Here is a 13,292-nt window from a genome sequence, read left to right on the forward strand (position 1 = left end):
CCTGACGGCTTCACTCCACCAGCGGGGGCGGGGTGTGGGTGACGCCATAGCTGGCGAAGATCCTCGCCATCGTCCCGTCCTCGGTCAGGGCGGCCACCGCATCGCCGATGGCATAGACGAGATCGCGGGAGTTCTCCTTGGTCGCCATGCCGACGTTCCAACTCGACGTCATCATCCCCGGCAGGGTCACCGTGGTGATCGGGAACCGCTCCGCCAATGCGCCCAATGCCGCCTGCACCTGGCTGAGCGGCGCCAGCACCGCCGCGGCCTCGCCGGATGTCAGCTTTTCGACCGCGGCCTCGGGCGTCGGGCAATGGATGATGTGGCTGCGCAGCCGGCCGCCCTGCAGGCCCAGCAGGAAGAAGTCGGGGATGCTGTCGATCTCGACCGCGATCGGCTCCTCAGGCAGGGTCGCCAGCATGGCGGAGCGAACCCGCTGCGGATCGCGGGCCAGGGCGAACACCTCGTGATGGTAGGGGCCGAACAGCACCGCCTCCGGGTTCATCTGGCCGAACTGCTTGTCATAGGGGATGTGCATCATGATGTCGGCCAGTTCGCCGCCGAACAGGCTGCCGCGCCACACCGCGACGCGCAGGTCGTCGGACACGGTCTCCCCGGCGATCTGTTCGACGATGTCGGCCTTCACGCCCAGCTTTCCCGCGATGGCCCTGGCGAGGTCCACGTCGATGCCGACCAGGGTTCCGTCCTGCTGGAAGGAGAAGGGCCGGAAATCGCGGTAGACGGCGACGCGCAGCCGACCGCGCTCCATCACCTCGTCGAGCGGACGGGCGGCGGCGTTTCGTGGAAGCGACGCACCGGCCACGGCGCCGGCCGCGGCAAGTCCGGAGAGAAAACGGCGGCGGGTGACGGGCGCCATGCGGATATTCCGGCGGTGGTTTCCTGATCGGGCGGGAGGTCAGGATAGCCATCGGTCCGTTACGCCAATAATTGGACTTTCGTACAAGATGGGGATGGACCGCGGGCGTTCCGCCGACAGCCCGCCTCCCCGAGCCCCTGTCCATCCTCCCATAGTCGCATTCCGGCGCCCGGATTCGCCGGATAGGATGTAGTCCGAACTGTTTGCGCTCCGATGGATAAGATGACGAAGCACCGCCTGCTCCACAGCCTGCCGCTGGCCGCGTTCGGCGCCCTGTTGCTGGCCGGCACCCCTGCCGCCGCCCAGCAACAGGGCGCGGCGGATGCGGGGGAGATCCGCATCGGCTTCCTGTCGCAGACGCCTGAACCGCCGCCCTATGTCGCCAATCCCGACGAGCCTCCGCCCGACGACGGGCTGGCCGGCGCGGCGCTCGCCATCGCCGACAACAACACGACCGGCAAGTTCCTCAAGCAGTCCTTCCTGTTGGACAGCGTGGAAGTCCCGCCGGACGGCGACGCGGCGGCGGCCCTGCGCGAACTGGCCGGGCGCGGCGGCCGCTTCATCGTCGTCGACGCGCCGGGCGCCACGGTGGAGGCACTGGCGAAGCTGCCGGAGGCGCGCGGCCTGCTGATCCTGAACGCCAACGCGCCCGACGATTCCCTGCGGGGCGCGGCTTGCGCGCCCAATCTGCTGCATGTGGCGCCCAGCCGGGCGATGCTGGCCGATGCGCTCGGGCAATATCTGGTGAAGAAGCGCTGGCCGCGCTGGTTCCTCGTCACCGGCCGCCGGCCGGAGGACAGGCTCTATGCCGACGCGGTCCGCCGCACCGCAAAGCGCGTCGGCGCCCAGATCGTGGCGGAGAAGGAGTGGACCGCCGACAGCGACCTGAACCGCACGGCCGAGGCGGAGATCCCGGTCTTCACCCAAGTCAAATCCTACGACGTGCTGGTCGTCGCCGACGAGGTGGGGGAGTTCGGCGATTACCTGTCCTATCGCACCGCCGATCCCCGACCGGTGGCCGGCACCCAGGGGCTGGTTCCCACGGTCTGGCACCGCACCCACGAACAATGGGGGGCGGCGCAGCTGCAATCCCGCTTCAAGGCGGCGGCCAAGCGCCCGATGACCGCCCGCGACCACAATGGCTGGACCGCCGTCCGCGTGGTCGGGGAGGCGGCGGCCCGCGCCCGCACCTCCGATCCCGACCGGCTGATCGCCTTCATCCAATCGCCCGACTTCACCATGTCCGCCTTCCGCGGCGTGCCGTTCACCCTGCGATCCTGGGACGGGCAGCTGCGCCAGCCTGTGCTTCTGGCCGCCGACCGCTCCGTCGTGTCGGTGTCGCCGCAGGAGGGGTTCCTGCACCCGCGGACCGAACTGGACAGCCTGGGCTACGACCAACCCGAAACGCTCTGCAACACGCGAGGAAAGAAGACGCCATGACATCCGCCCGCCCGCCCCGGTTGCCCTTACCCGCCTCCCTTCTGACGGCCACCCTGCTGAGCGCCGTCCTGGCCTCCGCCGCGTCGGCCCAGACCATCTATGTGTCGAACGAGAAGGACAACAGCCTGTCGGTGATCGACGGCAAGACGATGGCGGTGGTCGACACCATCAAGGTCGGCAAGCGCCCGCGCGGCATCACCCTGTCGAAGGACGGCACCCAGCTGTTCATCTGCGCCAGCGACGACCATGCGGTGCAGGTTCTCGACCTCGCCACCAAGAAGATCCTGCACAACCTGCCCTCCGGCGAAGACCCGGAGCAGTTCGCCCTGAGCCCGGACGGCAAGAGCCTGTTCATCGCCAATGAGGACAGCAACGTCGTCACCGTGGTCGACGTGCCCTCGCGCAAGGTGGCGTTCCAGGTCGATGTCGGGGTGGAGCCGGAAGGCATGGACGTCAGCCCCGACGGCCGCTGGGCCGTCAACACGTCCGAGACCACCAACATGGTCCACTGGATCGACGTGGAGAAGCGGCAGGTCACCGACAACACCCTGGTGGGCTCCCGCCCGCGCCATGCGGAGTTCACGAAGGACGGCGCGCAGCTGTGGGTGTCGTCGGAAATCGGCGGCACCGTCAGCGTCATCGACACCGGCACGCGCCAGGTCACGAAGACCATCGACTTCCGCATCAAGGGCGTCGCCAAGGACCGCATCCAGCCGGTGGGCGTCAAGCTGACCGACGACGGCCGCTATGCCTTCGTGGCGCTGGGACCGGCCAACCATGTCGCGGTGGTGGACGCCAAGACCTTCGAGGTGAAGGACTATCTGCTGGTCGGCCGCCGCGTCTGGCATCTGGCGCTGACGCCCGATCAGAAGACGCTGTACAGCACCAACGGGGTCAGCGGCGACGTGTCGGTGATCGACGTCGACAGCCTGAAGGTCACGAAGTCGATCAAGGTCGGCCGCTATCCCTGGGGCGTCGTCGTCAAGGGGTGATGGGTGAAGGGAGCAGCAGGATGACGGTGCCGGCACTGGAGGTGGAGGGGCTGCGCCACAGCTATGGCGGGGATCGCCATGCGCTGGAGGATGTCGGGTTCCGCGTCATGCCCGGCGCCTTCACCTGCCTGCTCGGCCCCAACGGGGCGGGCAAGAGCACGCTGTTCGCGCTGGCCACCGGATTGCTTCGCCCGACCGCGGGCCGGGTGCGCATCCACGGCCACGACATGGCTCGCGCCCCCGGCAACGCGCTGGCCCGGCTGGGCGTGGTGTTCCAGCAGCCGACCCTCGACCTCGACCTGACCGTGGTGCAGAACCTGCGCTATTTCGCGGCGCTGCACGGCATCGGCCGGCGCGAGGCCGACCGGCGGATCGAGACGGAACTGACCCGCCTGTCCCTGTTCGAGCGGCGGGGCGAGAAGGTTCGCGCCCTGAACGGCGGGCATCGGCGGCGGGTGGAGATCGCCCGCGCCCTGCTGCACCGACCGTCGCTGCTCCTGCTGGACGAAGCGACGGTCGGGCTGGACATTCCCGCCCGCCGCACGCTGATCCGCCATGTCCATGCGCTGTGCGCCGGGGACGGCATCGCCGTGCTGTGGGCAACCCATCTGATCGACGAGATCGACCCGGCGACCGACCATGTGGTGGTTCTGCACCTCGGCCGGTTGCGGGCAAGCGGCCCGGTCGCCGCGGTGAATGCCGAGACCGGATGCGCCACCGTGGCCGAGAGCTTCGACCGGCTGACCGCCGCCGGACCGGCCGCCGATGCGAATAGGAACGCGGAGGCCGCGGCATGAGCGGATGGTGGATCGCCTTCCAGGGAATCGTGGCGCGCGAGGTTCTGCGCTTCGTCCATCAGCGCGAACGCTTTCTCGGCGCGCTGGTCCGGCCGCTGGTCTGGCTGTTCGTCTTCGCGGCGGGATTCCGCGCGGCGCTCGGCATCGCCATCATCCCGCCCTACGAGACCTACATCCCCTACGAAACCTACATCGTGCCGGGGCTGATCGGCATGATCCAGCTGTTCAACGGCATGCAGGGCTCGCTGTCGATGGTCTACGACCGCGAGATGGGCAGCATGCGCATCCTGCTGACCAGCCCGCTGCCGCGCGGCTTCCTGCTGCTGGCGCGGCTGCTGGGCGGGGTGGTGGTTTCGGTGCTGCAGGTGGCGGCCTTCCTGCTGATCGTCCGGCTCTACGGCATCGACCTGCCGGCCTGGGCGCCGCTGACCGTGCTGCCGGCGCTGTTGCTGAACGGGCTGATGCTGGGCGCGCTCGGCATGGTGCTGGCTTCCACCATCCGGCAACTGGAGAATTTCGCCGGGGTGATGAATTTCGTCGTCTTCCCCCTGTTCTTCCTGTCCTCCGCCCTCTATCCGCTCTACCGCATGGAGGAGGCCGGGCCGCTGCTGTGGTGGCTGTGCAGCCTGAATCCCTTCACCCACGGGGTGGAACTGATCCGCTTCGCGATGTACGGGCAGGTGGACGGGCAGGCGCTGGCCGTGGTCGCCGGCGCGACCCTGCTGTTCGCGGCGCTGGCCGTGCGCGGCTACTCCCCCGCCCGCGGCATGGGATCGCGGGCGCCTTCGGCGGCCGGGTGAAGCAACCGGGTGAGGTGCTTGGACTCCCCCTCGCCGAAGCCGCGCCGTTCCATCGTCACCGTACCAACCTCACCGCGCCAACTCCTCGCGGTCTTCCGCCCGCTCCCTCTCCAGCAGGCCGCGCTTGCGCTCCACGCCCCAGCGGTAGCCGGACAGGCCGCCGTCGGAGCGCACCACCCGGTGGCAGGGAATGGCGACCGCCAGCGGGTTGGCGCCACAGGCCCGCGCCACCGCCCGCACCGCCGCCGGCTCGCCGATGGCCCTGGCGATCTCGGCATAGCTGGCGGTCCGCCCGGCGGGGATCGCCCGCAATGCCTGCCAGACCCGCTGCTGGAAGGCGGTGCCGCCGATGTCCAGCGGCAGGGCCAAGCCGGTTCCCGGCGCCTCGACCAGCCCGACCACCTGCGCCACGGTCGCCTCGAAGCCCGCGTCGTCGCCGCTCAGTTCGGCCCTGGGGAAACGGTCCTGCAGGTCGCGCAGCAATGCCTCCGGGTCATCGCCCAGCAGGATGGCGCAGACCCCGCGTTCCGTCGCCGCCACCAGGATGGAGCCCAGCGAGCAGACACCGACCGCGAAGCGGATCGCCTCCCCCGCCCCGCCCCGCCGGTAGGCGGTGGGCGTCATGCCCAGCCTCGCCCCCGCCGTCTCGTAGAAGCGGCCCGACGAGCCATAGCCGGCCTCATAGATCGCCTCGGTCACGCTGCCCGCCTCCTGCAGGGTTCCGGCGACGCGGGCGGCGCGGCGGGCCTCGGCATAGGCGCGCGGGGTGACGCCGGTGGCCTGCCGGAAGATGCGGTGGAAATGATGCGGGCTGAGCCCGGCGGCGGCGGCAAGCTCGTCCAGCGGCGGCACCTCCTCCGCCTCGTCGATCAGGCGGCAGGCACGGGCGACGGCGTCGGCCCGGCGCTCGGCCTGGCTCGGTCCATCCGGGCGGCAGCGCTTGCAGGGACGGAAGCCCGCCCGCTCGGCATCGGCGTTGGTGTCGTAGAACACGACATTTTCCGGCCGGGCCGGGCGCGCGGCACAGCTGGGACGGCAATAGACGCCGGTGCTGCGGACCGCATAGACGAACCGCCCGTCGGCGGCGGGATCGCGGCGGCGCAGAGCGTCCCAGCGATCGGAAACGGTGTCGGCGATGTTGTCGGGTGCGACGGTCATCTGTCCCTCTCCCTCCGCGGATCATACAGGCATCAAAGCGCGGTGAGGGAGCAATCTGGACCGGGGGATGGAACGGCGCACTCCGCCGCTTGCTTTCAAATTGCGCTTTCCTTCCTTTTCCTTTGCGCCTTGCGGACGATCGCCTCGATGCAGTCCAGCACCCGTTCGGCGTTGGCGAGCCTGCTGTCGGCGTCGGGCGCCTCCAGCGCGGCGGTCAGCCGGTCGTCCTGCGCGCGCAGCAAGCCCTTGGAGCGCTTCGCCAGCGTCGCCGCCCGCTTTTCGGCGCGGTCCCCGCGCAGGGTCGCCGCCACCCCGGCCGGGCCGCAGCCGAGCGAGGCGATCCCCAGCGACCGGCAGCGGAAGCGCAGGGATGCGATGGACAGCAGACGCTCCACCGGGTCGGGCAGCGGGCCGAAACGGTCCTCCATCTCCTCGCGCAGGGCGTCCAGCTCGCCGGCCTCGCGGGTGCGGGCGATGCGGCGGTGCAGGCCGATGCGCAGCTCCTCCTCCGGGATGTAGGCGGCCGGGATGCAATGGGGAACCGCGACCGTCACCTCCGGATCCCAGCGCTCGTCCGGCTGGCGGCGCAGCGACCGCAGGGCGTCGGCCAGGATGCGCTGGTACAGCTCCGTCCCCACCGCGCGCAGGTGGCCGGTCTGGTCCTCGCCCAGCAGGTCGCCCGCCCCGCGCTGGTCGAGGTCGAGCATGCTCAGCACGAAGCCGCCGCCCAGGCTTTCGATCACCTCCAGCGAGCCGAGCCGGCGGGCCGCCCGCTCCTCCAGCGGGTTGTCGGGATCGGTCAGCAGATAGGCGTAGCCCTGGACCGCCCCGCGCCCGACCCGGCCGCGCAGCTGGTGCAGCTGGCCCAGCCCGAACAGGTCGGGGCGGAACAGCAGCAGCGTGTTGGCACGCGGAATGTCGATGCCGGATTCGATGATCGGCGTCGACAGCAGGATGTCGCACTCGCCATCGACGAAGCCCATCACCGCGTCGTCCAGCGCCGCCGCTCCCAGCCGGCCATGCGCCACGGCGATGCGCGCGTCCGGCACGAGGTCGCTTATCCAGTCCTCAAGCTCCCTCAAATCCGCGATGCGCGGGGTGACGCAGAAGGCCTGCCCGCCGCGGCCGAGTTCGCGCAACAGGGCGGCGCGGGCGGTGGCGGGATCGCGCGGGGTCACGGCGGTGCGCACCGGCCGGCGGCGGGCAGGCGGGGTGTCGATGATGCTGAGCCCGCGCAGCCCCGCCAATGCCCCCTGCAGCGTGCGCGGGATCGGCGTCGCGCTCAAGGCCAGGCTGTGAACGCCCTTGGTCCGCCGTTTCAGCGCCTGCTTCTGCGCGGCGCCGAAACGCTGCTCCTCGTCCACCACCATCAGGCCCAGGCGCTGGAAGCGGACATCCTTGCACAGCAGCGCATGGGTGCCGATGACGATGTCCACCGACCCGTCGGCCAGCCCGGCGCGCACCCGCCCGGCCTCCGCCTTGACCATGGCGCCGGTCAGGGGCTCGACCGTCAGGCCGAAGCCGGCGAAACGGCGGCGGAACACGTCCAGATGCTGGCGGGCGAGGACGGAGGTCGGCGCCATCACCGCCACCTGATGGCCGGCGAAGGCCACGGCGGCGGCGGCGCGCAAGGCCACCTCCGTCTTGCCGTATCCGACGTCGGCGCAGACCAGATGGTCCATCGGGTTCCCCCGGCGCATGGCGTCGAGCACGGACCGGATGGCGTGATTCTGCCCCTCCGTCAGATCGAAGCCGAACCGGGCATTGAAGCGGCGCATGCGGTCGGCCGGCGGCTCGATGACCGGCCCCTCCTCCCGCGCGCGCCGCCGCGCTTCGCGCAGGATGCCCTTGGCGGTCTCGCCGATCTCCGCCTCCAGCACCGCGCGGCGGTCCAGCCAGCCGGCGTTCTTCAGGCTGTCGAGCCGGGCGCCGGTGTCGGCCGAGCCGTGGCGCCACAACCGGTCGAAGTCGGAGGTCGGCACCAGCAGCCGGTCGTCATGGGCATAGTCCAGCACCAGGAAATCGGCGGTGGACTCGCCGCCGGCGCCGTCATCCGACGCGATGGCCTCCAGCCCGACCAGCTGGCCGATGCCGTAATCCAGATGGACGACGAAGTCGCCGGGTGCCAGTTCCGACGGCGCCAGCGGCGGCCGGGCCGGTGCCTCCCTGCCCGCCTCCCCGACATGGCGCGGCGCCACCAGAACGGTCATGCCATCGCAGACGAAGCCGCCGCCGGTCCGCAGCGCCAGCACGGCGCAGCCGCCCGGCGCGAGCGGCGGGTCCGGCCAGCGGTCCAGCCGCGGCAACGGCCGCCCCAGCACCGCCTCCGCCCGCTCCGCCAGCCGGTCCACCTCATCGGCCCGGCCGCCCGGACGCGGCACGAGCAGCACGGCGCCGCCATCCTCGACCAGCGCCGCGGCCCGGCGCAGCAGCGTGCGTTCGGTCCGCACCGCCTCCACCACCGGAGCGCCCGACACCTCCACCGGCAGCACGCTGCGGCCGGCCATCCTCTCTTCCAGGGATTCGGCGTCGATCAGTCGCCGCTCCAGCACCGGAACCGGCAGGATGCAGGCGTCGTCGCGGCGGATGCGGCGGTCGGGACCGGACCCGGCGAGATCGTCGGCCCTCGCCTCGAACCGGTCGCGCGCGCCGGCATCCAGTACCACCAGGGCATCCGGCAGCAGGTCGAGCAGCAGCGGGCAGTCATCGAAGACATTGGGAAGCTGAAGATCGAAGGCGTAGGGCCGCCGGCCTTCCTCCAGATCCCGCCGCAACTCCTCCGGCAGGACATAGCCCAGCTTCGCAAGGTTGGCCGTCAGCCGGTCGAGCATCTCCGGCCCGACGACCAGATCGGTGACAGGACCGAGCGTAACCTCGTCGATGGAGGCGGTGGAGCGCTGCGAAACCGGGTCGAACAACCGTAGTTCGCGCACCACCCCGTCGGAGATGTCGCAGCGGACCGGCCGGTCGCCGTCGCCGGGGAACACCTCCACCACCGCGCCGCGGATCGCCGCCTCGCCGGGTTCGTCGACACGCTCATCCAGCACATAGCCGGACCTGGCGAACCAGCCGCGCCATGCCGCCTCGTCATAGGCCATGCCGCGGGTCACGTGGAACCGTGCGCCGGTCCAGGCATCCGGCGGCGGCAGCCGTTGCAGGGCGAGGTCGGCCGAGGCCACCACCAGCCGCCCGCCCGCCGGCTCCGCCTCATCGGCAAGCCGCATCAGCCCGGCGGCGCGGCGACCCAGCACGGCGCGCGACGGCGCGGCACGGTTCCCCGCGGCGGTTTCGTCGATCGGCAGCAGCACGACATCGAGGTCGGGCGCGATGTCGCCGGCCAAGGCGGCCAGCCGGGCGGCACGCCCATCGCTGCGCGCGAGCAGCAGGACACCGCCGGGGCGGCGGGCGAGCGCCGTCAGTCGGACGGCAAGTTCGCCTTCGCTCCCGACGGACAGGCAGGTCGATCCCGGCGGCGGAGAGGACGGCACTTCGGGGGCGGAATCGGCGACGGGAGCTCCGTCAAGCATGATGGGCAGACATGGTGGGTGGGCTCCGGTCGGTGACACCGTGCGGCGGGAAGGCCGCAGGGTGTCAACACCGCGAAGCCTCTCCGGTTTCCTACCCTTCAGTCTAGCGGAACCCTGCCGGTCAATGCAGCGTCAACCAGCCGACCAGCACGGCGAGGAAGGCGCCGGCCGTCGATCCCAGGACGGTCAGCAGCGGCGACCAGCCCGCCCCGGTGTTCTTTTCGGCTGCGGCCCCGTCCAGCCCGCGCAGGGTCTGGTCCATCCGCATCAGGAACACCTCCAGGCCGCCGACGCGCTCCGTCAGATCCTGCAGGGCGGCATTGACGGCCTCGCTCCACTCCGCCTGGGCGGTCTCGACACGGGTCGCATCGGCGCGCAGAGCCGCCACCCCTTCGCCGGCATCGCGGATCAGCCGGGCGATGGTCTGCTGGGCGGCGGCAAGCTGGCGCTGGTCGCCGCGAAGCGCGTCGATCCGCTCGCCGATGCGCTGCAGATGCGGCCCCAGCACGCGGTCGAGCCGCTGGTCCTCCGGGTTCGGCTGAGCGAAGGTCGCCGTCTCGCCCGTGGAGGGGGAGCGGAGGACGGCCACCACCCGCGACGGGTCGGCGCCCTCGGGCAGCGTCAGCTCGGCTTCGAAGGCGTGCGCGCCGTCGCCGATGCCGCCACTGGCCAGATCGGCACGCGGACGGTCGGCCAGCACCCGCGCCAGCGTCACCGGCGGACCGCCGTCCCGCTCCAGCCGCAGTTCCACCTCCAGCCGGTCGCCGGGATGATTGCCGTCCCAGCCCCAGCCGAAGACGCGACCACCCTGAAGGGCGTCGATATGGCCGACGATCGCGACCCCCTGCGGCGCTTCCTCCGCGGGGGCGGAGTCGTGAAGCTCGACGATCTTGGCGGTGGCGGACATGGAACCCGTTCCGGTTGGTTGGAGGAGATTTCACCCTCTTCCGAAACGGGAGAGGGTGATTTGGGCACTCACGCCGCCTTGCGGTCGGTGCTACGGCGCATGGCGTGGCTCGGCATGCGGTGGGGGACGTAGTTCTCGTCCAGGAACTCCCGCATGTCGCGATAGCGCTGGTAGTAGGTGCGGTTGAACTTCTCGAACAGGCTCTGGTCCCAGTATTCCTCGAGGACGAAGGGCTTGTCCGAATAGACGTTGTAGCAGGGGATCGCGAAGGTCTCCGCGAACTCCGCCGTGCGGCTGTCATAGCTGAAATAGACCGACGGCGTGGCGTTCGACAGGGCCATCAGGTTGCCGTGCAGGCGGTAGCCCAGCACCAGATCCTTCGACCGCACCAGGTTCTCGTAGTCGGCGACGACGTCCGAGTACCACAGGCGCTCGCGGTACAGCGCGTCCATCTCGTCGTCGAAATACCACTGCTTCAGCCAGGCGCTGTCATGCAGCTGCGTCCATGCCTCCGCCTTCTGTTCGTCGGTGCCCCACAACAGCTTCTTCTCCTCGACCTCGCCCTGCATCATCAGCACGGTGTCGAAGCGGCGGGAGATGTCCTTCACGAAGTCGCGGTGGCGCTCCAGATACTTGCGGACGTCCGGCGAATAATGCTTGGACACCTCGCGGCGCATGGTGATGCCGACCTTGCGCACGTTGTCGAGATCCGGCAGGTCGATGCGCAGTTCCGGGTCGCGGTTGCGGAAGGCGGTCGGACAGCCGACGATGCGGGTGTTCTTGATGCCCAGATCCCACAGCACTTCGGCGGTGTAGGTGCCGCGCACGCCCAGCGTCGTCGACTTGTCGGCGATGGTCCGCCAGATGCGCTTGCTTTCCTCGGTCAGCGTCAGCTTGCCGGTGGCCGGCGCCTGGGCGCCGACGCCGAAGGCGATGACGGGGATGCGCAGCTTGGCCAGCACCTGCAGGGTCGCCGCCGGCCAGTCCATCGCATCGTGGATGTAGTTGCTGCCGCGCAGGAAGACGTAATCGTATTCGGCGTTGATGCGATCAACGACCTCCTGCCGGAACTCGCGGATCTCCAGCACGTCGAGCTTGTCGTAGGCCAGCAGCTTCAACGAGGAATCGAAAACGAACGCGTCGCCGATGTTGTGATAGTGGTCGATGCTGCGCTGAATGTCCTGGTAGCTGTACCAACGCACGCAGTCGTGATCATAGACTTCGCCCGACGGAATCATGACGAGGATGTTGGCCACGGCGGCTCTCCCTGGGTTCTGCGGCAATAGGGATGGGTAAAGCCCGGATCGTCGCCGGGCAAATTCGAATCAGCGCACAGAATCCGCATGGAGCGGCCCTGTGGATTTCATTTCGACCTTACCAATTTATTCTGTTCATGATGGAATGAATTATTCTCCGAATTCGAAAATATCACAGGCTACCCTAATTTTCCCTGTCATGACCTCTGCGCCACCGCCCGTTCGGGAATGGAGGGCGCCGCCCCGCTGGCGGCCAGGAGCGCGTCGAAGACCTCGGCATGCTGGCGGGCACATTCGGCGCGATCGATCGGGCGGCGGATGCGCAGACGCAGGCGGTCCCACAGGTCGGCGGAAGTCAGCGCCTCCGTCATGCGGTCCACCAGATCCTCGACGCTGCCGTTGCGGAAATGCAGGCCGTCGACGCCGTGGGTCACCTTTTCCGACATGCCGCCGATGTTGCTGGCGATGATCGGGCGGCCGTGCAGGAAGGCCTCCTGGATGACGACGGGGGAGTTTTCCCACCAGATCGACGGGATGATCATCCAATCGACGTCCTTCATCAGCCCAGGCAGTTCGGCGGAACGGTAGCTGCCGTAGAAGCGCACCCGGTCGCCGGCCTTCTCCACCGCGTCGTTGAAACGCTTCTGATAGGCCTCCGGCTGGCGTTCCAAGTTGCCGCCGAAGATCATCAGCGCACCGTCCTCGCCCCAAGCCTTCTCGGAGATGCGCGACACCGCCTCGACCAGCAGATGGGCGCCCTTGAACTCGGTCAGCTGGCCGAAGAAGGCGAAGCGGTTGCGCTTGCCGCCGCGTGCGAGCGGGCGCGGCGGGGCGATGCCCTCGATGGTCAGGCCGTTCTCGATCATGCGGAACTTCTCGCGCGGCAGCCCCCAGTCGACATAGCGGTCGATCAGGAAGTTCGACGGGCTGACGTAGAAGTCGGCCTGCTCCAGGAAGGTCTTCAGGAACAGCTCGCGCTTGAAGAACTCCGCCTCGCCGATGTGCGGGAAGCAGCCGGCGCAGTCGGCCGGGCTGGAGCGGTAGCACAGCGTATTGCGGCTGGTCTTCACCATCTGGCCGTGGTGATGGCAGATCGACAGGTATTCGTGCAGCGTCACCACGATGGGGACGCGCGGCAGGGCCTGGCGCACCGCCTGGATCGTCTCGATCCCCAACCCCAGGAAATGGTGGAAGTTCACCACGTCCGGCTGAAGGTCGCGGACATAGCGGACAAAGTCCTTTTCCAGCCCCGGCAGGTTGCGGTTGGACAGGCGGAAATGGTCGTAGTCGTTGGCGTAATACAGCACCTCCCGCTCCTTCTGGCGCAGAGCCATCAGGGCGGAGCCGCGATGCTGGGCGATGGGCGGCGCCACGCGGGCCAGATAGTGACTCTCCCAGCCCGGCAGGTCGTGCAGACCGTTGTGCAGGTTGTAGGAGGCGACCTCACCCCCGCCCAGCGAGAAGGAGGGGTGGCCATGGCTGATGATCAGCGCGCGCTTGGTCTTGCTCATCGTGTGACCGTTCGTTCGAGGCTGGGG

General features: G+C 69.5%; 10 protein-coding genes. 4 read left to right on the top strand and 6 right to left on the bottom strand.

Annotation, left to right across the window (positions count from 1 at the left end):
• Positions 1-10 precede the first annotated feature (10 nt).
• Positions 11-877: a substrate-binding periplasmic protein gene (locus tag DM194_RS20200; protein WP_111069369.1), complete on the bottom strand. Its 867-nt coding sequence runs from the start codon at positions 875-877 to the stop codon at positions 11-13.
• A gap of 222 nt (positions 878-1,099) precedes the next feature.
• Between DM194_RS20200 and DM194_RS20205 the strand changes: the two genes are divergently transcribed.
• The 4 genes from DM194_RS20205 to DM194_RS20220 are packed head-to-tail and all read left to right on the top strand — an operon-like array spanning position 1,100 to position 4,906.
• Positions 1,100-2,317 (top strand): ABC transporter substrate-binding protein, encoded by a 1,218-nt coding sequence (locus DM194_RS20205; protein WP_111069725.1) that lies wholly within the window; start codon positions 1,100-1,102, stop codon positions 2,315-2,317.
• The gene (locus DM194_RS20210) at positions 2,314-3,309 is read left to right on the top strand and encodes a YVTN family beta-propeller repeat protein (RefSeq protein ID WP_246024532.1); all 996 of its coding nucleotides are present in this window, start codon (positions 2,314-2,316) and stop codon (positions 3,307-3,309) included. The genes DM194_RS20205 and DM194_RS20210 overlap by 4 nt, the downstream gene beginning before the upstream one ends.
• A gap of 20 nt (positions 3,310-3,329) precedes the next feature.
• Positions 3,330-4,106 (top strand): ABC transporter ATP-binding protein, encoded by a 777-nt coding sequence (locus DM194_RS20215; RefSeq protein WP_111069370.1) that lies wholly within the window; start codon positions 3,330-3,332, stop codon positions 4,104-4,106.
• A complete protein-coding gene (locus DM194_RS20220) occupies positions 4,103-4,906 on the top strand; it encodes an ABC transporter permease (RefSeq protein WP_111069371.1) in 804 nt (267 codons plus the stop codon). Before DM194_RS20215 ends, DM194_RS20220 begins: the two co-directional genes overlap by 4 nt.
• 69 nt (positions 4,907-4,975) lie before the next feature.
• Here DM194_RS20220 and ada read toward each other — a convergent pair whose 3' ends face one another.
• The 5 genes from ada to DM194_RS20245 all read right to left on the bottom strand — a co-directional run bounded on the left by ada (position 4,976) and on the right by DM194_RS20245 (position 13,265).
• Positions 4,976-6,064: a bifunctional DNA-binding transcriptional regulator/O6-methylguanine-DNA methyltransferase Ada gene (gene ada, locus DM194_RS20225; RefSeq protein ID WP_111069372.1), complete on the bottom strand. Its 1,089-nt coding sequence runs from the start codon at positions 6,062-6,064 to the stop codon at positions 4,976-4,978.
• A 95-nt stretch (positions 6,065-6,159) separates the two neighbouring features.
• Positions 6,160-9,591 (bottom strand): DEAD/DEAH box helicase, encoded by a 3,432-nt coding sequence (locus tag DM194_RS20230; RefSeq protein ID WP_111069373.1) that lies wholly within the window; start codon positions 9,589-9,591, stop codon positions 6,160-6,162.
• Positions 9,592-9,712: 121 nt separating this feature from the next.
• On the bottom strand, positions 9,713-10,498 hold the full coding sequence (locus DM194_RS20235) for a hypothetical protein (protein ID WP_111069374.1): 786 nt from the start codon (positions 10,496-10,498) through the stop codon (positions 9,713-9,715).
• Positions 10,499-10,566: 68 nt separating this feature from the next.
• The gene (locus tag DM194_RS20240) at positions 10,567-11,754 is read right to left on the bottom strand and encodes a polysaccharide pyruvyl transferase family protein (RefSeq protein ID WP_111069375.1); all 1,188 of its coding nucleotides are present in this window, start codon (positions 11,752-11,754) and stop codon (positions 10,567-10,569) included.
• A gap of 197 nt (positions 11,755-11,951) precedes the next feature.
• Positions 11,952-13,265 carry a glycosyltransferase family 4 protein gene (locus DM194_RS20245; RefSeq protein ID WP_111069376.1) on the bottom strand — a complete coding sequence of 438 codons (1,314 nt, stop codon included), beginning with the start codon at positions 13,263-13,265 and terminating at the stop codon, positions 11,952-11,954.
• Positions 13,266-13,292 lie beyond the last annotated feature (27 nt).

Source organism: Azospirillum ramasamyi, assembly GCF_003233655.1.
GTDB classification, from domain to species: domain Bacteria; phylum Pseudomonadota; class Alphaproteobacteria; order Azospirillales; family Azospirillaceae; genus Azospirillum; species Azospirillum ramasamyi.

Coding starts and splice junctions, on each gene's coding strand:
- DM194_RS20200 (WP_111069369.1), bottom strand. CDS start 877: ATGGCGCCCGTCACCCGCCGCCGTTTTCTCTCCGGACTTGCCGCGGCC.
- DM194_RS20205 (WP_111069725.1), top strand. CDS start 1,100: ATGACGAAGCACCGCCTGCTCCACAGCCTGCCGCTGGCCGCGTTCGGC.
- DM194_RS20220 (WP_111069371.1), top strand. CDS start 4,103: ATGAGCGGATGGTGGATCGCCTTCCAGGGAATCGTGGCGCGCGAGGTT.
- DM194_RS20245 (WP_111069376.1), bottom strand. CDS start 13,265: ATGAGCAAGACCAAGCGCGCGCTGATCATCAGCCATGGCCACCCCTCC.
- DM194_RS20215 (WP_111069370.1), top strand. CDS start 3,330: ATGACGGTGCCGGCACTGGAGGTGGAGGGGCTGCGCCACAGCTATGGC.
- DM194_RS20210 (WP_246024532.1), top strand. CDS start 2,314: ATGACATCCGCCCGCCCGCCCCGGTTGCCCTTACCCGCCTCCCTTCTG.
- ada (WP_111069372.1), bottom strand. CDS start 6,064: ATGACCGTCGCACCCGACAACATCGCCGACACCGTTTCCGATCGCTGG.
- DM194_RS20230 (WP_111069373.1), bottom strand. CDS start 9,591: ATGCTTGACGGAGCTCCCGTCGCCGATTCCGCCCCCGAAGTGCCGTCC.
- DM194_RS20235 (WP_111069374.1), bottom strand. CDS start 10,498: ATGTCCGCCACCGCCAAGATCGTCGAGCTTCACGACTCCGCCCCCGCG.